14 protein-coding genes are annotated in these 19,135 nt (G+C 54.0%); 10 read left to right on the forward strand and 4 right to left on the reverse strand.

Annotation, left to right across the window (positions count from 1 at the left end; all coding sequences use genetic code 11):
- The first annotated feature begins 3 nt into the window (after window positions 1-3).
- From Dvar_RS27980 to Dvar_RS28015, 8 genes are all read left to right on the forward strand, one after another.
- Window positions 4-810: an enoyl-CoA hydratase-related protein gene (locus tag Dvar_RS27980; protein ID WP_419656435.1), complete on the forward strand. Its 807-nt coding sequence runs from the start codon at window positions 4-6 to the stop codon at window positions 808-810.
- A 2-nt stretch (window positions 811-812) separates the two neighbouring features.
- Window positions 813-2,450: an acyl-CoA carboxylase subunit beta gene (locus Dvar_RS27985; protein ID WP_419656436.1), complete on the forward strand. Its 1,638-nt coding sequence runs from the start codon at window positions 813-815 to the stop codon at window positions 2,448-2,450.
- Between the two features lie 46 nt (window positions 2,451-2,496).
- Window positions 2,497-3,663, forward strand: a complete 1,167-nt coding sequence (locus Dvar_RS27990; RefSeq protein WP_419656437.1) for a pyruvate carboxyltransferase — start codon at window positions 2,497-2,499, stop codon at window positions 3,661-3,663.
- 65 nt (window positions 3,664-3,728) lie between these two features.
- The gene (locus Dvar_RS27995) at window positions 3,729-4,367 is read left to right on the forward strand and encodes a helix-turn-helix domain-containing protein (RefSeq protein WP_419656439.1); all 639 of its coding nucleotides are present in this window, start codon (window positions 3,729-3,731) and stop codon (window positions 4,365-4,367) included.
- A 45-nt stretch (window positions 4,368-4,412) separates the two neighbouring features.
- Window positions 4,413-6,365, forward strand: a complete 1,953-nt coding sequence (locus Dvar_RS28000; protein ID WP_419656440.1) for an acetoacetate--CoA ligase — start codon at window positions 4,413-4,415, stop codon at window positions 6,363-6,365.
- A 10-nt stretch (window positions 6,366-6,375) separates the two neighbouring features.
- The gene (locus tag Dvar_RS28005; RefSeq protein WP_419656441.1) at window positions 6,376-6,591 is read left to right on the forward strand and encodes a biotin/lipoyl-containing protein; all 216 of its coding nucleotides are present in this window, start codon (window positions 6,376-6,378) and stop codon (window positions 6,589-6,591) included.
- Window positions 6,592-7,346: 755 nt separating this feature from the next.
- The gene (locus Dvar_RS28010) at window positions 7,347-8,009 is read left to right on the forward strand and encodes a PilZ domain-containing protein (protein WP_419656442.1); all 663 of its coding nucleotides are present in this window, start codon (window positions 7,347-7,349) and stop codon (window positions 8,007-8,009) included.
- 94 nt (window positions 8,010-8,103) lie between these two features.
- On the forward strand, window positions 8,104-9,951 hold the full coding sequence (locus Dvar_RS28015) for a DEAD/DEAH box helicase (protein ID WP_419656443.1): 1,848 nt from the start codon (window positions 8,104-8,106) through the stop codon (window positions 9,949-9,951).
- A gap of 101 nt (window positions 9,952-10,052) precedes the next feature.
- Here the strand turns inward: Dvar_RS28015 and Dvar_RS28020 are convergent, their stop codons facing one another.
- Window positions 10,053-10,544: a PEP-CTERM sorting domain-containing protein gene (locus Dvar_RS28020; RefSeq protein ID WP_419656444.1), complete on the reverse strand. Its 492-nt coding sequence runs from the start codon at window positions 10,542-10,544 to the stop codon at window positions 10,053-10,055.
- 412 nt (window positions 10,545-10,956) lie between these two features.
- Window positions 10,957-12,789 carry an NAD nucleotidase gene (nadN, locus tag Dvar_RS28025; protein ID WP_419656445.1) on the reverse strand — a complete coding sequence of 611 codons (1,833 nt, stop codon included), beginning with the start codon at window positions 12,787-12,789 and terminating at the stop codon, window positions 10,957-10,959.
- A gap of 436 nt (window positions 12,790-13,225) precedes the next feature.
- Between nadN and Dvar_RS28030 the strand changes: the two genes are divergently transcribed.
- Window positions 13,226-13,429 carry a heavy-metal-associated domain-containing protein gene (locus Dvar_RS28030; protein WP_419656446.1) on the forward strand — a complete coding sequence of 68 codons (204 nt, stop codon included), beginning with the start codon at window positions 13,226-13,228 and terminating at the stop codon, window positions 13,427-13,429.
- A gap of 8 nt (window positions 13,430-13,437) precedes the next feature.
- Window positions 13,438-15,891, forward strand: a complete 2,454-nt coding sequence (locus Dvar_RS28035; RefSeq protein WP_419656447.1) for a heavy metal translocating P-type ATPase — start codon at window positions 13,438-13,440, stop codon at window positions 15,889-15,891.
- Between the two features lie 7 nt (window positions 15,892-15,898).
- Here Dvar_RS28035 and Dvar_RS28040 read toward each other — a convergent pair whose 3' ends face one another.
- Window positions 15,899-16,681 (reverse strand): ParA family protein, encoded by a 783-nt coding sequence (locus tag Dvar_RS28040; RefSeq protein ID WP_419656448.1) that lies wholly within the window; start codon window positions 16,679-16,681, stop codon window positions 15,899-15,901.
- 33 nt (window positions 16,682-16,714) lie between these two features.
- Window positions 16,715-18,964: a dynamin family protein gene (locus Dvar_RS28045; RefSeq protein WP_419656449.1), complete on the reverse strand. Its 2,250-nt coding sequence runs from the start codon at window positions 18,962-18,964 to the stop codon at window positions 16,715-16,717.
- Window positions 18,965-19,135: the final 171 nt, after the last annotated feature.

Here is a 19,135-nt window from a genome sequence, read left to right on the forward strand (position 1 = left end):
ACCATGCTTGATATAAAAAAAGACACCATTACCGAAAGTTTGCTTAAAATCGAAAAAGAGAATCAGGTCACGACATTGACCCTCAACCGCCCGCAGGTCATGAATGCATTTAATTTCCAGTTGCTCCATGAATTAAAGGATCAGATCGAAGCCCTGCGTTTCGATTCCGATACCCGCGTGGTCATCATCACCGGTGCCGGAGAAAAAGCCTTTTGCTCGGGTGCTGACCTGAAAGAACGGGCCACGCTGCCGCCGGTCAAGGTCAAGGAATATATTTTCACCATCCGCAGCCTGTTCACATCCATTGAACAGTTGAACAAGCCGGTCATCGCCGCGGTCGGTGGCATCGCCCTGGGCGGGGGCACCGAACTGGCCCTGGCCTGCGATATTCGCATCGCCTCGGACAATGCCACCATGGGGCTCACGGAAACACGCCTGGCCATCATTCCCGGGGCCGGGGGCACCCAGCGTCTGCCGCGCATCGTGGGCAAAGGTAAGGCCAAGGAACTGATTTTCACGGGCAAGCGGGTCGGCGCCCAGGAAGCTCTGGCCATTGGACTGGTCAACCAGGTGGTCCCCAGAGAAGGGCTCATGGCAGCCTGCCGGGAACTCGCTGGCCAGATCTGTGAAACCGGCCCCATCGCCATCGAGCAGGCCAAATATGCCATCAACTACGGCATGGAAACAGATCTTCACTCGGGACTTGCCATGGAGTCCAACGCCTATTGGGTCACCATTCCCACCAAGGATCGGCTTGAAGGCCTGGCGGCGTTCAAAGAAAAACGCAAACCTGTCTACCAAGGAGAATAGCCATGTTTCTGCAGGATACGCCCAGTCTACTGCAAAAGGATTCAACGATCTCAGAAAATCGGATGTTTTGGGAAACCGAAGAGAAAAAGCTGGATGATAGGGTTTACCAGGCCACCTGGCCGGGCGGGCAAAAAGCCGTGGACCGCCTGGCCAAACAGGGTAAAAAACCGGTTCGCGACCTGATCCAGCAGCTCATCGACCCGGGCAGTATGTTTTTCGAACTGGGGCAGCTTGCCGGTTTCGGGGTAAACTATCCGGGCGGGATCGATGATGTCCCTTGCGGTGGTGTGGTCACGGGCATTGGAAAAATCAACGGCAACTGGACCATGATCTTCGGCAATGATTCCCGGGTCAAGGCCGGGGCCTATTTTCCGATAACATTAAAGAAGCACATGCGCGCCCAGGCCATTGCCGAGCGATGCGGGCTGAACTGCGTCTATATTGCCGACTCGGCCGGGGCCTTTTTGCCCATGCAGGTCGACGTTTTTCCCGATGACGGTCATTTCGGTTCCATGTTTTACAACATGGCCAGGATGTCCGCCAAAGGGCTCAAGCAGATTACCATGAGCACCGGCGGTAACACGGCCGGCGGGGCCTACATCGTTTTCATGGCCTGCCAGTCCGTCATGATCGACAAAATGTCCTATTCTTTTCTGGGCGGCCCGCCGTTGGTCAAGATGGCCACTGGAGAAGTCATCTCCGCCGAGGATCTTGGCGGGGCCAGGGTACATACCCAGGTATCCGGCGGGGCCGACCATTTTTGCGCCAACCAGGATGAGGCGGTCAGCCGCGTCAGAGAAATCCTTGCCCTGGACGCACCGCAGAAGATTCATTCCCACCGGTATGCCGATGCGCCGCCCACCTCGCCCCCTGAAACCATCTATGACCTGATGCCAAGCCAGGTTCATCAGGGCATCGATGGAAGACGTATCATCCAGGCCATTGCCGATGATTCCTATTTCATCGAATACAAGAAATCCTATGCCCCGGGCCGCGGGGACAACATCCTGACCGGCAAGATCCGCATCAAGGGGATTCCCGTGGGCGTGGTGGCTTCCAATTCAGTGGGCATCATCTTTGCCGAAGCCGCCCGCAAAGCCGCCGAATGGGTCGTGCGCTGTTCCCAGGAAAAAACGCCGCTTTTGTTCGTTCAGAGCGCGCCCGGCTACATGGTAGGCTCCGAATCGGAGCATCAGGGCATCGGCAAGTACGGATCCGACATGGTTCGAACCGTGGCCTGCGCCCAGGTGCCGCGCATCCAGCTGGTCATCGGCCCGGACAACGGGGCGGCCAACTACGGCATGTGCGGCCGCGCCTATCGTCCCCATTTTCTTTTCAGCACCATGCGCGCCCGTACCGGCGTAATGAGCGGCAGAAGCGCCGCCGGCGTGCTGCTTTCCATCGAAGAGAAAAAGCGCGAAGTCAAAGGCAAGCCCATGACGGCCGAAGAAAAGCAGGCCTTCAGCCAGAAAATGATCGAGAAATACGATGGCGAGGCCCACCCCTTTTTCTGCGGATCGCGCCTGCTCACGGACCGGGTACTCAAGTTTTCGGAAATTCGCGATTGGCTTGGCATGGCCTTCGAGGTGAGCCTGATAGAACCCATCGGGGAGCCGGCCTTTGGTAATGTCAGATTCTAAATCGATATAGGTAACAGAACAACACGAGTAAAAGAAGGAGTGATTCATGACCGAATATGATTATTGGAAAATTTTCCCGCGGATGCCGAAAAAAGTGACCCTGGGTGACATCACCGTTCGAGACGGATTTCAACATCTGGAAAAATTCATCTCCACCCGGGCCAAGATTTTCTACGCGGAGAATATGATCTTTGCCGGTTGTCGCAACATCGAGGTGACCAACCTGGGCAATGCCTATCTGATGCCCCAGTTCAGCGATGCCGAAGCGGTGCTGAGGCACCTTCGCAGCGACCGGTTCAGGGCCCGCTGCGAGAAAAAAGGAATCAACTATGATGATCTGACCATCACCGCCGTGACCATCCGGGAACCGGCCGTGGACCGGGCCATCGAGCTGGCCAAGCGTGGCATCGGCCCGGATCGCTGCCTGATGATGGTATCAACAGAAGAAGAGCATCATTTCGCCAACTCCGGCACCACACTTCCCGACTACTGGAAAGAGTGCGAACGGGCCATTCAAAAATGCCGCGACGCCGGCCTTCAGATGTGTGGTACGGTAAGCACCATCTGGGGCAGTCCCATTGCCGGGGCCACCGAGCTTAAGGATGCCGTGGAGTTTACCAAACGCTGGCTGGAAATCGGTGCCACCGATATCGAGCATGCCGACCATGACGGCAGCGCATCCGCCCCGGAGGTGTATCGCTATTTTTCCATGGTTCTGGATGAAATCCCCGATCCGTCCCTGCACATCGCGCACTTTCACGAAACCAAGCGTATGGCCTCGGCATCGGCATTGGCTGCCATGCAGGCGGGGATTTCTCATTTTGAGGGTACGCTGGGCGGCCTGGGCGGTCAACCGGCCAATTTTCTGGACGACTGTCCGGTACCTGGAACGGGAGACTATTATTACGAAGATCCGCGCTATGTGGGCCTGATCTGCCTTGAGGATTTACTGGTCCAGATTGATGAAATGGGCATCGCGCACGGCTATGATGTGGACCGGGTGCTGTGGCTGGGCCGCCAAATGGAACGAACCGTGGGCCAGCGCCTGAGAAGTGAGGCGGTCATCAATGGACGGACCCTTAAAGATGGGCATATGAAATTTGCCCGTCCAGGTCTGGCCAGACGCAAAGAGGCGCTTGGCGAGGCACCCGGTCAAAATATTCCTGAAGGATGGAGGGAAATGGCGATCCTGCCCGTGCAGTACCACCCGTAATCTGTCATTTTCAATGACGATAAATAGCGAACTAACGTCAATGGTGAATAAGAAGGGAGAAAAAAATGAATTCAACTGTGTCCCTGCCCCATATTAATGTCGATTACTTCCAAGAGCTGACAGGAGAAATCGCCCAGTCGGAACCGGTCGGTATAACCGGAATCGGCGATCGAATCCAGGCCCTTCGGGAAGAAAAGGGATTTTCCATCGAGGAGCTTGCCAGTATGACCGGTTTTTCCACCGAATTGCTGTCCAAGATCGAGACGCGGGAGGTCATGCCCCAATTGGGCACGGTGATGAAACTATCCAAGGCACTGGAGGCTGCCATCGGTGGTCTCATTTCCGGTGAGGGCGACAAACCCTATGCCATCACGCGCATGGGAGAACAAAAAACCATTTCCCGCTCCACAACCCAAGGCGGGCAGCAGCAATTGTACATTTACAAAGGACTGGCGGCTGAAGTCAAAGGCCGCCACATGGAGCCGTTGCTCGTCAAATTGATCGAAAGCTCACAGAAAGAAACATCTCAACACGATGGTGAGGAATTTATTTATGTGCTTCAGGGGACGGTGGTATTGGAACTCGGTTCCGAGCGTCATGAATTGTCACCCGGGGACAGTGTGTATTACTCATCCACCACCCCCCACTGGCTGACCGCCAAATCCGACACAGCAACCGTGCTGGCCGTGCTGTACAATCAATAATCGATAACATTGGCTCACCTTTGAAAACGAAAAAAGAGGTGTAAAATGGGAAAACTGTTATGGGAACCGTCCGACGAGCGGGTTCAAAACGCCAACATGACCGCGTTTATCAACGGCATCAACCAAGAGTACGATCAACACATCAACGATTACAATGACCTGTGGCAATGGTCGGTGACAAACATTTCCGATTTCTGGCAGGAAATGTGGGCCTACGGCGGTGTTATCGCATCGACCCAACCCACCACAATCATCAATAATGACAAGACCATGCCCGGCGCCAGATGGTTTGAGGGGGCAAGACTCAACTTTGCCGAAAACCTGCTGCGCTTTCGTGATGAGCAAACCGCCATCATCTTTTACGGTGAAGATCGCATCCGCCGAGAGCTGTCGTACAACGCGCTGTTTTCCGAGGTCAGCGCCGTGGCGGCGGCCCTCAAATCGTTAGGCGTGACGACCGGTGACCGGGTGGCTGGATTCATGCCCAACCTGCCCGAGACCATCATCGCCATGCTGGCTGCCACCAGCCTGGGGGCGACCTGGTCGTCCTGCTCACCCGATTTCGGCATCAAAGGCGTCCTCGATCGATTCGGCCAGATCAAGCCCCGGGTCCTGTTCACCGCCGACGGCTATTGGTTCAAGGGCAAGCGTATCGACAGCCTGGATCGTGTACAGAAAATCCTCGAACAGATCGATTCCGTGGAAAAGGTTGTCGTCGTCCCATACGCCCAGGATGATCCGGATCTGAGCAAAATCCCCAACAGCGTCCGATTCCATGATTTCAAGATAAAAAACCCTTCACCCCTGGAATTTACACAGCTGCCGTTCGACCACCCCCTGTACATCATGTACTCTTCCGGTACGACCGGACTGCCCAAATGCATGGTCCAGAGCGCCGGCGGCATCCTGCTGCAACAGATGAAAGAGCACCTGCTGCACACGGACCTGAAACGGGAGGACACCATCTTCTATTTCACGACCTGCGGCTGGATGATGTGGAACTGGCTGACCTGCGCCCTATCCGTCGGTGCCACCCTGGTCCTTTACGATGGCAATCCCTTCCACCCCGGCCCCGACATCCTATGGAAGATGGCCGAAGCCGAAAAAATCACCGTTTTCGGCACCAGCGCCGGTTACCTGTCGGCCCTTTCCGCAACCGGCTTGAAGCCCGCTGAGCAGTTTGATCTTTCACCGCTGCGGGCCCTTCTGTCAACCGGCTCGCCCCTTTCCATCGAGGGGTTTGATTTCGTTTACCGCGATATCAAAAAGGACCTGCAACTGGCATCCATCTCCGGCGGAACGGACATCAATGGCTGTTTTGCCCTGGGCAATCCCATCGGCCCGGTTTATGCCGGCGAGCTGCAATGCCGCGGACTGGGAATGAAGGTCGAGGCATACGACAGCAATGGTCAGCCGGTGATCGGCCAGCAAGGGGAACTGGTCTGCACCGCCCCCTCCCCTTCCATGCCCATTTATTTCTGGGATGACCCGGACGGTACAAAATATCATGCGGCTTATTTTGATGTTTACCCCGGCATCTGGCGCCACGGAGATTACATTGAGATCAACGACCACGGCGGTGTGGTGATTTATGGGCGTTCCGATGCGACCCTAAACCCGGGTGGAGTCCGCATCGGCACGGCGGAGATCTATCGCCAGGTGGAGGTCCTGCCGGAAATCGAGGACGCGCTGGTTGTGGGGCAAAACTGGAAAAACGACGTTCGGGTGATTTTATTTGTCAAGCTGATCAATGGTCATGCATTAGGCGATGACATTTGTGACCGGATCCGGCAGACAATCCGCACCCAATCCTCGCCCCGGCATGTCCCGGCAAAGATCATCGCGGTTCCCGACATTCCCTATACGCTGAACATGAAAAAAGTGGAAATTGCCGTCAAGAAAATCATCGAAGGCAAAACCGTGCAAAACAAAGACGCGCTGAAAAATCCGGAAATTTTGGATTTTTATGCCAATATCAAGGAACTGCAACAAGATTGAAAGGAAAAAAATGAGCAAAGAGATTGTCGCCCCCATGCCGGGAGCCATCGTTAAACTGGATGTCAAAAAGGGTCAGGCGGTTGCTGAAGGCGAGACGCTTCTTTTTCTGGAAGCCATGAAGATGGAAAATCCAATTGTGACACCGGTCGCCGGGACAGTGGCCGATATCCTGGTCAATGTCGGGGATCAAGTCGCCACCCACCAATTGCTGGCCATGATCGAATAAACGTACTTTATCGAGCCATTCCCCGAAGGATCGATAACGATGTTGCGGAAAAAACTGTAACGTGGCTTGGTTCTAACTTCGCCCACTTACGCCTCGTTCCCACGCAGAGCGCATCCCCGTCAAATTAACTGGTTCCCAAGCTCCGCTTGGGAGCCCTCATCACGTTCAAATGAACAGCTGTGCGCGCGCCCACATTTTCAGCATGGGAGCCCAATGAAAAACCCTTGGCGCTATATCTTCGTGGTCGTGGTCGTGATCGTAATTTCCTTTTCTCGATTACGATTACGACCACCGCTTCGCTGACAACGACCACGACTTGGGATTGCGTTGTCCCATGCCAGCATCCCAGGTTGGGTTGAGGTACGAAATCCAACAGATTGAAGGGCAAAGGACACTATATATAAAATTAGATCCGATCCACCACTTCACACTTCACACTTCACACTTAATCTTGCCCCCCCAACCTACTGTTTTATTATGGCGATTGACACAAAATAAACAAGTCGCTATACTCAAGTAAAAAAATCCCATCTCGATCACCGCTCCATTAACCAACGACAAATAGCAGATGAACTGTACCGGCAAACTGTATCTGTGGGGATTTTCATGATACTTGCATTTTTGCCTGGCATGGTCCATTACCACTGCCCATTCAATATTAACGATTTGTACTGAAATAACAAATTGTTAATCCCAATTGGATTCATCAGTGGGTTCGCCTGGCATATGCATAACCCAGAAAACAGGAGAATCATATGTCCCAAGATACCACACCGCCCATCAAGCATGGAGATCAAGCAATCAAACTCCCTGTGGGCGAGCCTGCATCCCTGACTTTTTCAAATGATCCAAAGGAAAAGGAAACCGAAGGCATCTTCGTGGGATCCGAGCCGCCTAAATACACCATTTTCCGTCTGCCATCTGATTTTAACAGTGCCTCGCTCAAAAAAGGACAGCCACTGGGGGTAAAGTGTGCCGCCTCGGGCAATGTATACACCTACAACGCTTCTGTGATGGATTATCTGGAAAAATATAAACTGGTTTTCATCTCCTATCCGCAAACGGTTGAACAGGTTCCCTTGCGCAAAGAGGACAGGATCGGTTGCTGCATTCCGGCAACGGCAAATGTTCAAAAAAGAGCCCTAAAGGGACTGGTCACCGATATCAGCTATCATGGTTGCCAGTTCAACGTAAAAATACCGCCGACCTTTAAACTTCAGCGGGTAAGTGTTCTGACGGACATCGATCTTTCTCTCTCTTTATCCGGCTATACGGACCCGCAAGCGCTAAAAGGAAAAGTGCGCAATACCAATTTTGACGAATTCAGGATCGCTTTAGGGATCGAATTTGAAAAATTGGAAGACCAGTTCGTCAAACGGTTATCCGATTTTATCGAGCGTCTTAAAACCCTTCAGTAACACCATTTTTCAATCAACGCCCGTAGTTCTCTTTCCATTGGGCCTGAGAATTCTGTACAACCAAACGGTCTTGATCTTCCGTCTGGATGACGTTATGGTATGCACTTGTAAATCAAGTGCGGCGGGCATTGCGTCCGGATTCAGATACGATCCGGACAACTCGGGTCAAATCGCTCGTTTTCTCACCGAAGCCAACATTGAATCATTAGATGATTGTATTCTTATGAGCAAATCCTTTCGATTGCGCCCCTACCAGAAAAAGGCCGTTGCCGCCGTGGTTTCGGCATTTAAGGAAAAACACCAGCGACGGATGCTCTTGTATCTGCCCACCGGTGCCGGGAAAACCGTTATCGCGGCCCATATTATCAAGGCCTTACGCGCCACCAAGGACTTTGGCCGGGTGCTCTTCGTGTCCCATCGCCGGGAAATTATCGATCAGACCGCACGCACCATCCGGCGGCATCTTCCCGGCATCAAGGTACAGATCGACCAGGGGGCTCGCATTGCCCGGGGAAACAGCGCAGTCGTCCTGGCATCCGTGCAATCGCTGGTACGCCGAAAGGAAAATTATGACCCCAAGGCCCATGCGCTGATCATTTGCGATGAATGCCACCGGGCACTGGCGCCAAGCTGGGGAGAGGTGATCGATTACTTCCACACCCAGGCGGACCAGGACACCCTGCTGCTTGGCATGACGGCCACCCCCCAACGGACGGACGGCAAGTCCGCCTTGGACGTTTTTGGTCGATGTGCATTCGAGATTTCCCGAACCGATCTGGAAGATCTCGGTTACTTGGTGCCCATGCGCTATTTCACCATTCGAGGGAACCTGAACCTTTCCAAGGTCAAAATGGCGGCCGGTGATTTTCAGGTGCGCGCGCTTTCCAGGGTCATGAACACGCCCGCCACCAGGGCCTTGACCCTTAAAGCGTGGCTGGAACAGGGCGAGGGCAAAAAAACCATTGCCTTTTGCGCCGGTGTCGATCATGCCATGGATCTGGCCGCGGATCTTTCAGACCTTGGAATTCGAGCGGAGAAAATTGACGGTAAGACCAAAAATCGCGGTGAGATTTTAAAACGGTTCGCCGCAGGAAAAATACAGGTGCTTACCAATTACGGGGTGCTGACCGAAGGATTCGACGATCCATCCGTGGAATGCATCCTGATGGCCAGACCCACCACCTCCCCGCTGGTCTACACCCAGTGTGTGGGCCGCGGTTTACGCACGGCACCGGGCAAAACCACCTGCATCGTCATCGATATCGTCGATCGAAGCGCCCATCCCCTGCAATACGGAGCCACGCAGATGGCCGGCCTTTCCAAAGGCTGGCGCAGCCGCGGAGCGGATCCGTTTCGTCAGGCACACTCGTTTTCCGGCATCAAAGTCACCTGTCCCGACGCGTTTATGCGCCTTCGGGATGCAACCTGCCTGGAGGAAGTCCAATCAATTTTAATGAGCCTGCCGCCGGAAGTCGTTACCGCCGGTCTGGACGGCGAGCCGGTGCTCCATTACGAACCGGCCGAGGGAGAATGCACCGTCGACCAGGCCCGTGTGGCGGCCCGGGATATACTCAAACAGGCCGGCGTGGTCGGCGCCAGACTGCGTGCGGACGAAAATAGCCTGCGCATTTCATTCCGATCGCCGGAAACGGACAACGAACGATACGGCTACCTGAAGTGGCACATTGGGCGGGTCGCCGGACGGACGGTGATTTACGAACCACCCAAACGAAAACGTGATGTACCGCGTCCACGCACGCTTTTACGCTCGATGCTGCCCGATGGCTGTCGCATCAGCTACCTGGCTGCCAGTGAACAAAGCGATACGATCACGGCCAGCATTACCGGTTTGACACCGGCTGCGTTTAAGGACATTCAGGATGATTTTGAGAACGAATTCGGTATCCCGCTGGACCTGAAAGGACAGATGTCGCTTTTTTGATAGAATCCCCGGAGAAATTAGGAGGCATAGGAAGGGGTTGGGTTAAAAATTCGAAAATGAAGGCGCCTGCCCCAGGCAAGCGCCTTCTTTGAAAGGATTTTTCAGCTTAACTTTTTTTTGGCCTTGCGGGTGGTCCAGCCCACTCCCAGCAGGCCGCTTCCCAGCAGCATCAGGGTAGCCGGCTCGGGTGTGGGAACCGGATTATCCTGAGGGGTGGGGGGATTCCAATCCATACCGGGAATATCAAAGCCCATGTCGTCAATATGCAGCCCCTCCGGCGCCATGGGCGCCTCCCCGAATTCGGTCTGACGGGCAAAAACGGCAAATTCAAAAACCAGGTCGGCAAAATGGTAGCCCCGCAGCCTAAAGAATCTTCCATTTTGGCCCCAATCGCCCTGCATGACACTGACCCGGTCGATGCGCTCATCCATTCCTGCGAAAATGGACTCGGTGTCAAATAACAATGGGTCAAAATCGCTCCCGTCAGTAATGCTGGGAACCAGGCCGTCGAAATCAAAGGTGATGGCCTGGGCGTTGGTGTTGACGGTTAACATGAGGCCGACACTCAGTAAAATAATGCTTAATGTTTTCATTTGGCTCCCTCCTTTGTATCCTTTGATTTCATGTCGCCTGACTCCTTCCCCTGGTGGCTTGCTGTTGACCAATACCAAAGCAAAGCGTGTGCCACACAAATATTTATTAATATAACAGTTAGTTATAAATATTTTCCGACATTATTCAATCTTCCATCCTGCCTCAAAATAGAGCATGCGCCGCCCGAAATAATTGCTTAACAACTTGATATTATTTAATATTTTTATATATTTGCCTTAAAATGAAGCAACTTTATCAGGGGGCTAAAAAGATTCATCCTCCGGGGACAAATGGCGGAAAACAGGTGCGGATTTTTGATGGGTTAAACGGAAATGATAAGGCGGCCGGTCAAATAGGCAATCCGGATGCACCAGCATGGGTGCATCCGGAATTTTATTTTTTTCCAGTCAATCAAAGATCGTCCGTTGTGTCATCGGTGGAAATATAGCTTTTAATACAGCGGTCCTCCACCGGAAGCGTCATGATCGTTTCTCCGGCAGCGGTCTCGGCTTTCACGTAGTTGACGAAAGACAGGGCGTAGTCCAGATAGGTGTCAGTCCCCGGCCCGTTTTGTTCCTGCACCGTGGCGAAAGTGTCGTATCCATCGCGACCAGCGGCGATGTAATTGTTGGTCACAACGACATACACGGCATCATCGTTCAGGCTGGCATAAGTGCCCGTGGTCCGGTCTTTGACTTCGAGATTGCTCAAGCGGTTGCCGTAATCGCTTCGCGCATCCACATCGTATTTCAATGCATAGCAATAGGGAAAGGAACCGGTTGAGCCACCCTGGGCTATATTTTCGATGGCATCTTCCAAGACCTGCTTGATCTGAGCACCGGTCATTTCGATTTCGAACAAGGTGTTGGAAAAGGGCAAAAGGGTGTAGGCAGTGTCGTAGGTGATATCACCGGCCTCGACATTGATGCGCACACCGCCGGCATTCTGAATGCAGATGTCGGCATTGGGATCCAAATCATAAAACGCCTTGGCGACAATGGGGGCGATGTCGCTGCCCAGTTCCAGGGTGACGCCGCTGTATTCGTGGCCGGGAACCCGGTTGTGCATCAGGTCTTCACCGGCAGTGCCGATGACGATCGCTCCCAGGGCATCCACCTGTTCGGTATAACCGGCGATAATGCCGGCCACCGTCTCGTCTTCAGCGACCATCGTCAGTTTGTCGTCGGCCGTGATGGTTGTTATCAGCTGTGTCCGTTCATCGCCCGCAACGGTGTATTCGCCGTACTCTTCATCCTCACGAACGAAGGTATCGCCCAAAATCAGATGCGGCGTGCCGCTGCAGGCGTCGATTTTGTCCCCCATGAAGGTCACTTCCAGTTCTCCTAAAACCTTTCCGTATTCCCAGGCCTGGGCAATACAGACGTCATCACCGTCGGCGTTTTGAACGACGGTGGGGTAGTTGCCGGAGCTGTCGAGACCGTAGGCGTTAAAATCGCCCAGGAGGGTGTGCGAATCCCCGTCGACGATGACATCCAGATCCGTTACTGCCTGAGCCAGTTCAACGACATTCTCGTAACCGTAGTGGCTCAAAAGCACGATTTTGCCGACGCCTTCAGCCTTCAAACTGTCCACAGCCGCCTGAACCGAGGCAATCTCATCGGAAAAACTCACCTCATCGCTCGGTTGAGAAGATTCCATGGTCTTGCCGGCGATGGTTACCCCGATGATGCCGATGGTCTCACCGTCAACGCTGGTGGTGATATACGGTGAGAAGAGACCGTCCAGTACATGGCCTTCCGGCACCTCGATGTTGGCACTGATCACCGGCGTGTCCAGCTTGCCGATAAAATCCGCCAACCACTGATCACCATCGTCGAATTCGTGATTACCGATACACATGGCATCGAAGCCGATGGCGTTCATCACCTCCGCGTCGGCATCCTCTTCGAACAGGGTATAATACAAGGTCCCCTGCACTGCATCACCGGCGTGCAGCACCAGATGATTTTCATGTTCGGTGGACAGATCCTCGATCAGGGCCGCCATCCTGGCCATGCCGCCGATCTCGCAGCGGGTCTCTGTGCCGTCCACGTCCAGATCGAGTGAGTCGGTATCCAGGTGAGAATGAACGTCATTGACATGTAAAATGGTGACCGTAGATTGTGTGTTTTCAGTAGTGTCATCGCTGTCACCACAACCGGTAATGGCCAAAGTCGCCAGCATCAGGATGAGCGCCAACATGGCCAAAGGACGAATGGTCTTGTATTTTGGTTTCGATTTCATCTGCTTTCCCCTTGATTGAATGTTGTTCTACTTGGTTTCTAAACCGTAAACGTTTGTATATTCGAGATGCGTATTAGGGGGGTGTTAAGTCAGGATGAGAATTTTATTAGGGGACGGGGCTCAATAAAAATAGGGTTTATAATTGTAGATCCGGTATTCCGCTGGACCTGAAGGCGCAGATGTTGCTTTCTTAAAAAAAACCAGCAGAGAAGCAGTAGTGTTGAATCGACGTTAACCACCATTTACAAATTTAAACCCAAGCTTGCCAGTTGTCTCAAACCGCTTATTTTATATGCATGGTATATTGTGTTGAAGATAATGTTTTTGGCAAGGATAGAGGAGGGAAGCGGTATGATCAATACCGCGGCAACCGATAACGCATCCCAAAAACATTATCTTGAATGCTGGAGTTTGAATTCATAAAAAGGAGGCAACCATGACACAAGAAACATTGAGGGTTCCCAATATTTCCTGCGGACACTGCGTATCGGCCATCGAGTCTGAACTGGCCGATGTGGAAGGTGTGACGTCGGCAAAAGCCGATGCTGAGACCAAGACCGTTGTTGTCGAGTGGAACGACCCGGCATCCATTGAACAGATTCGGGCCGCGCTTTCTGAAATCAATTACCCGGCGCAATAGGCAAACCAATGGCCAATCAATCACTGACCTTGCCCGTCACCGGCATGACCTGCGCCAACTGCGCCATGAACATCGAGCGGGGCCTGAAAAAACTGCCCGGGGTGAACGAGGCCAATGTCAACTTTGCCGCCGAGCAGGCGGCGGTGACCTTTGATCCTAAAAATGCTTCTCCGAAAGATCTTATTCACCAGGTCGAGGGGTTGGGATTCAAGGTCGCCACAGCGCACGTCGATTTTCCGATCACGGGCATGACCTGCGCCAACTGCGCCATGAACATCGAACGGACCTTGAACAAAAAGGTTCCCGGCGTGGTCGGTGCGACGGTTAATTTTGCCGCCGAACGGGCCACGGTCGACTACCTTCCCGCCATGGTCACCCTGGAGGATCTGGCGGCAGCCGTGGAAAAGGCCGGATTCGGGGCCATCATCCAGCAGGAGGGTGAGCCGGCCGACGCAGAGGCCGAGGCCAGAAAGCAGGAGATTGATGATCAGACCCGCAAGTTCACGGTGGGGGTCATTTTCGCCCTACCCTTGTTTTTAGTCAGCATGGGTAGAGACTTCGGGCTCATCGGTACCTGGAGCCATCAACCGTGGGTCAGCTGGTTTTTCTTGCTGCTGGCCACACCGGTTCAGTTTTACACCGGCTGGGATTACTACGTCAGCGGGCTGAAGAGCCTGCGCAACAAAAGCGCCAACATGGATGTACTGGTGGCCATGGGCTCGTCCACGGCCTACATCTATTCCCTGGCCGTTCTGCTCTTTCCAGGATTGGGCGATCATGTCTATTTTGAGACCTCGGCAGTGATCATCACCCTGATCAAGATGGGCAAACTGCTCGAAGCCCGATCAAAAGGCAAAACCGGCAATGCTATCCGCAAGCTCATGGGCCTGCGCCCCAAAACCGCCACGGTCATCCGCGAAGATAGAGAGCAGGAGATTCCCATTGATCGGGTCCGGGTGGACGATCGGGTCGTTGTCCGGCCCGGTGAGCGCATCCCGGTGGACGGGCAGGTCATCGAGGGCAGCTCGGCCGTGGATGAATCCATGCTTACCGGCGAGCCCCTTCCCGTGGATAAACGCCAGGGGGACACCGTGGCCGCCGGCACCATCAACGGTCAGGGCCTTTTAACCTTTATCGCCACCCGCGTGGGCCGTGAAACCGCGCTGGCCCAGATCATCCGTCTGGTGCAGGAGGCCCAGGGCAGCAAAGCCCCCATTCAGGCGCTGGCCGACCGGGTGGCTGCCGTGTTTGTGCCGGTGATCATCCTGATTGCCCTGGTGGTGTTCGCCATCTGGTGGGCTGCTGTTGGCGATTTCGTGACCGCCATGATCCGCATGGTGGCGGTCCTGGTCATTGCCTGCCCCTGCGCCCTGGGTCTGGCCACGCCCACGGCCATCATGGCCGGCACCGGCAAAGGGGCTGAACAAGGCATCCTTTTTAAGAACAGCCGCGCCCTGGAAGGCGCCACCCATTTATCCACGGTGGTGTTGGACAAGACCGGCACGATTACCCAGGGCAAGCCCGTAGTCACGGATATCGTCCCCCATACCGAAAACGGTATGACCGTGGATCAGTTGCTTACAATTGCCGCATCAGTGGAAAAAGGGTCCGAGCACCCGCTTGGCCGGGCCGTGGTAAAAAAGGCGCAAACGCAGTCGTTGACCTTGATGTCGGCCCAGGATTTCAAGGCACATGGCGGCGACGGCGTGGAGGCCAGTGTGAACGGCCGCACGGTGAGAGTTGGTAAACCGCACTGGTTTGACCATCACCCCGGATTGATTCCCGAAAAACTGATGGAACAAACCGTAGCATTTCAGGCCCAGGGCAAAACCGTTATGGTGGTCACCCAGGCAGAGCAGATGATGGGGTTGATCGTTGTGGCCGACCAGATCAAAGCCGACTCACCAGCGGCCATTGCCATGCTTCAAAAGCAGGGATTGAAAACCGTGATGCTCACCGGCGACAACCAGCGGGCAGCACAGGCCATTGGCAGGCAAGCCGGTGTGGACCATGTACTGGCCGAGGTGCGCCCCGAAGAAAAAGCCGCACAGGTCAAAACCCTGCAGAAAGATGATAAGCGTATCGCCATGGTGGGCGACGGCATCAACGATGCGCCGGCCCTGGCCCAGGCCGATATCGGCTTTGCCATTGGCACGGGCACAGATATAGCCATTGAAACCGCCGACGTGATCCTGGCCGCCGGGTCCCTCAACGGGGTGCCCCGAGCCATTGCCTTGAGCCGGGCCACCATGACCACCATTCGCCAGAATCTGTTTTGGGCGTTCTTCTACAATGCGGTCCTGATTCCTGTGGCCGCCGGCGCCCTTTATCCCTTTGAGACGCTGCCCATGATGCTACGCCAGTTGCACCCGATTCTGGCGGCCCTGGCCATGGCGTTTTCCAGCATCTCGGTAGTGTCCAACAGCCTGCGGTTGTATCGGGCGAAGATCGGTGATCGGTGATTTAGATCTACATTGACACGACTTCCTCAGCCAGCGCCTTATAATCCTTGGCACCATAGCTGCCGCTACGATAAAACACCACGGGTTTGCCCACCTCGGCACTTTCGGCAATGGTGGTGTTGGCTCGTACGGCTGTATCGAATACGAGATCCTGGTAGCGTTCATTGGTTTTTAGCTGATCTAAAATCACGTTGGCCACACGGGTACGCAGATCCACAAGGGTGGGAACAATACCGGAAATGGTCAGATCCGGGTTGATCTCTTCGCGTACCGCCTCGATGGTATCGAACAGTTCGGCAAGGGCGCCGTACGCATACGGATGGGTCTGGCAGGGCACCAGCACTTCCGACGCAAAGGTAAAAACATTGACGGTAAGCAGCGACAGGCTGGGCGGTGTATCCATCAGGATAAAGTCGTATTCACCAAGAATCGGCATTAATGCTTCTTTGAGCCGATTTTCCCGACCTTCGGCATCCACCAGCTCAATTTCCGCACCGGACAGATCCACATGCGAGGGAATCAGATCAAGACCTTTCCATCGGGTGGAAATGATCGCATCCTGCACCGTTTTCGAATCGTTTTGCATGATCAGGTCATAGATCGTTGGCTGGTCGTCATCCATCTCCACGCCCAGCCCCCGAGTGGCATTGGCTTGTGGATCCATATCTACCACCAGGACTAAATGGCCCGATTGAGACAACGCCGCGGCCAAGTTGATCACGGTGACGGTTTTACCCACGCCGCCTTTTTCATTGGCTACTGCAATCGCTCTGGTTTTCTTGTTGGCCATCTTGCCTCCCTTCTATATTGTTGGTTCTATAAGTTAATCAAGATTGGCTAATTGATCTAAATCTGCCTTGAGCGCACTGATCTTTTCCTGCAGCAATGTCGACGTCGTTTCCATGTCCGCGAGTGCAACCGATACCTTCTCCTTATCCAGCTGTTGGGCATTGACCCGTTCCACCAGATTAGAAAGATCCGCGCCCTGGTGTTGAAACCGCTCAAGCATCTGACTGTACACCGCTTGACCGGCAGCATCGGATAGCTTCAACAAATACTGGAATTTAATATTCTCCTTATAATCTTTAAGATGAAACAAAATCGATCGTTCGGTCTCCCGTTTCATGCGCTTGATGCCTGAAGCCAAGGCCATAAATTTTTCCTGCTGCGCTTTGTCTCCTGTTTTCTTAAATGCTTTTTTAATCAGGTTGATAATCTTGTAGACCCCGAAGCGCATGATCGCTTCGGTTTTGATCTGTGTAGAATAGTGCATGGTCGCCGCAGCCGGCGGCAGAGACAGCGCGGCATTGCCACGAATCCGTTCCAGATCCAAAGCGATGCTGATCCGCGGCCATTGTCGTCTAATAGGAACGGCACGGTTATCCATGGCCCCCTCATATTGGGCCAGCGCATCATCGATCATGGCACCGTATGGCCCGGCGATTTCATCCAGGGTGTCCAAAAGATGCTTTTCCTGATCCTTGACAAAATGGATCACCTGCGGATTGACGGTTTCGGCCATGGTGGCATCCACGGCCTGCTTGAACTCCTGGAATACCAGGTACAGCGTTTTCCCGAATCCGGCAGTATCCAGGCTTTCATTGTAGCGGTGCAGATCCGCCTGATAGCTGCGCACAAAGTGAATGATACTGGGCACCGGGCCGTCGCCATGACGGTCAAAAAAACGGTCAACGGCGTTTTTCAGATCCCGTTTGATTTGGGTCACAGCGCCGTCCAGGGTATTTTTTAGCGTGACTTTCAATCGATCCAGACGTCCCCGTTGATGATGGGCACGATCGGCCAGTTCGCGTGCCTCACCGGCATCACGGCCTAAAAGGTCCTGATTGAAACGCACCCAGCCGCCCATTCCAGTGGCGACGATCTCAAGCCGTTCCAGGTTATTCTTGAACAGCAAAGTGCTTCGCTCACCTCTTATTTTTTGTTCCAGGAACCGGTGAAAACGGCTGCGCTGGCCGGTGGTGAAATCGACCATGTCCGATTCCTGGCACCAATGGTAGTAGCGCTTGCGATCTCTTGCAGAAAGCGTCGCCTCCATCTGGGACATCAGGGTGAACAAGGCTGAAAACGTGAACCACTGCGGATCCGGGCAGATCAACCGCAAATCTGCGTCAATGTTGGTGGCGCTGGCTTCGAGCGCTGATACGGATTCGTGCTCGCTGAGATCGCAATTGATGACAAAGGCCACGGTATCGATAATTCCCATCTTGCGGATCATGGACAAAAAACGGATATCCGCCTGGCGCAGTCCGGTACGGCTGCTGATCACATAAATCGTGAGGTGCGCCATCATCAGATAATCCTGAATCATGGCCATGTGAAGTGGATTGGGAGAGTCGCTGCCCTGGCAATCGGCGATTTCCACACCGGCGCCCAGCCCCGGATGGTCAATTTCCACCAACACGTCCCTGAGATATACGGCCAGGGCATCGTCACCGACAAAATCACGATGCAGTGGGAATTGCTCACCTTCGAAAACAACCGTCGTGGGATCTTCCCCAACATGCTGCGCGGCGCGCCCAAAGCCTTTCAGGTAGGAGGCCAAGAGTACGCTCCCGGAGCTGCGTGTGTCGTTGACAATCAACTGGTCGGCCGCCAGTTCACCCAGCGCTTTTTCGATTACCCGGCGATCTTCATCGCGTCGGATGTCAAATCCGCCATCTTTTTCCGACTGATGATGGGCGGGCAGGAGAACAGCCGCCTCGTTGATATCCTGGTTGACATCTTCCCAGGTTTTAAGATGCAAGGTGGCCCGCAACCGGTCGCCGCTTCTCACCCGCGTGACAATAGACGTCACCACGCCGGCCCCACGCTTGAGATAATCGCCACCAAACAGGGTATTCACAAAAGTGCTCTTGCCTGATTTGATGGCGCCCACCACGGCAATCCGCATGGTCTCTTCGGATAGTTGTGCGGTAAGCGTTTGGCAGGTCTCTTTCCACTGTGAGAGGCCCTGGCCATCAGCGCCGGTGATTTTCTCTGCATCGCCCAGCAGATGCTGCATGTCATCACTGATCTGGGCGAGTTGGTTTTTCAGTTCCTGATAAAAAGGCATGTCGATCGTTTCTTAAAGGTTCGCGATAGCTCCAGCCCCAAATGCCCGTCATTAATCGACAACCAAAATAGTCTGGTGGCCAGGCATCCGCGTGCTGGTCACGGTTTTTTACCTTCAAACGAAACGATTGTCAAAGATTTCCCGCCCCGCCACCATAGGGGCAAGCGAATC

Source organism: Desulfosarcina variabilis str. Montpellier (assembly GCF_048565275.1).
GTDB classification, from domain to species: domain Bacteria; phylum Desulfobacterota; class Desulfobacteria; order Desulfobacterales; family Desulfosarcinaceae; genus Desulfosarcina; species Desulfosarcina variabilis.

Bases quoted from the DNA above. Each gene is read 5' to 3' on its own strand.
- Dvar_RS27980 (WP_419656435.1), top strand. From the start codon at position 4: ATGCTTGATATAAAAAAAGACACCATTACCGAAAGTTTGCTTAAAATC.
- Dvar_RS27985 (WP_419656436.1), top strand. From the start codon at position 813: ATGTTTCTGCAGGATACGCCCAGTCTACTGCAAAAGGATTCAACGATC.
- Dvar_RS27990 (WP_419656437.1), top strand. From the start codon at position 2,497: ATGACCGAATATGATTATTGGAAAATTTTCCCGCGGATGCCGAAAAAA.
- Dvar_RS27995 (WP_419656439.1), top strand. From the start codon at position 3,729: ATGAATTCAACTGTGTCCCTGCCCCATATTAATGTCGATTACTTCCAA.
- Dvar_RS28000 (WP_419656440.1), top strand. From the start codon at position 4,413: ATGGGAAAACTGTTATGGGAACCGTCCGACGAGCGGGTTCAAAACGCC.
- Dvar_RS28005 (WP_419656441.1), top strand. From the start codon at position 6,376: ATGAGCAAAGAGATTGTCGCCCCCATGCCGGGAGCCATCGTTAAACTG.
- Dvar_RS28010 (WP_419656442.1), top strand. From the start codon at position 7,347: ATGTCCCAAGATACCACACCGCCCATCAAGCATGGAGATCAAGCAATC.
- Dvar_RS28015 (WP_419656443.1), top strand. From the start codon at position 8,104: ATGGTATGCACTTGTAAATCAAGTGCGGCGGGCATTGCGTCCGGATTC.
- Dvar_RS28020 (WP_419656444.1), bottom strand. From the start codon at position 10,544: ATGAAAACATTAAGCATTATTTTACTGAGTGTCGGCCTCATGTTAACC.
- nadN (WP_419656445.1), bottom strand. From the start codon at position 12,789: ATGAAATCGAAACCAAAATACAAGACCATTCGTCCTTTGGCCATGTTG.
- Dvar_RS28030 (WP_419656446.1), top strand. From the start codon at position 13,226: ATGACACAAGAAACATTGAGGGTTCCCAATATTTCCTGCGGACACTGC.
- Dvar_RS28035 (WP_419656447.1), top strand. From the start codon at position 13,438: ATGGCCAATCAATCACTGACCTTGCCCGTCACCGGCATGACCTGCGCC.
- Dvar_RS28040 (WP_419656448.1), bottom strand. From the start codon at position 16,681: ATGGCCAACAAGAAAACCAGAGCGATTGCAGTAGCCAATGAAAAAGGC.
- Dvar_RS28045 (WP_419656449.1), bottom strand. From the start codon at position 18,964: ATGCCTTTTTATCAGGAACTGAAAAACCAACTCGCCCAGATCAGTGAT.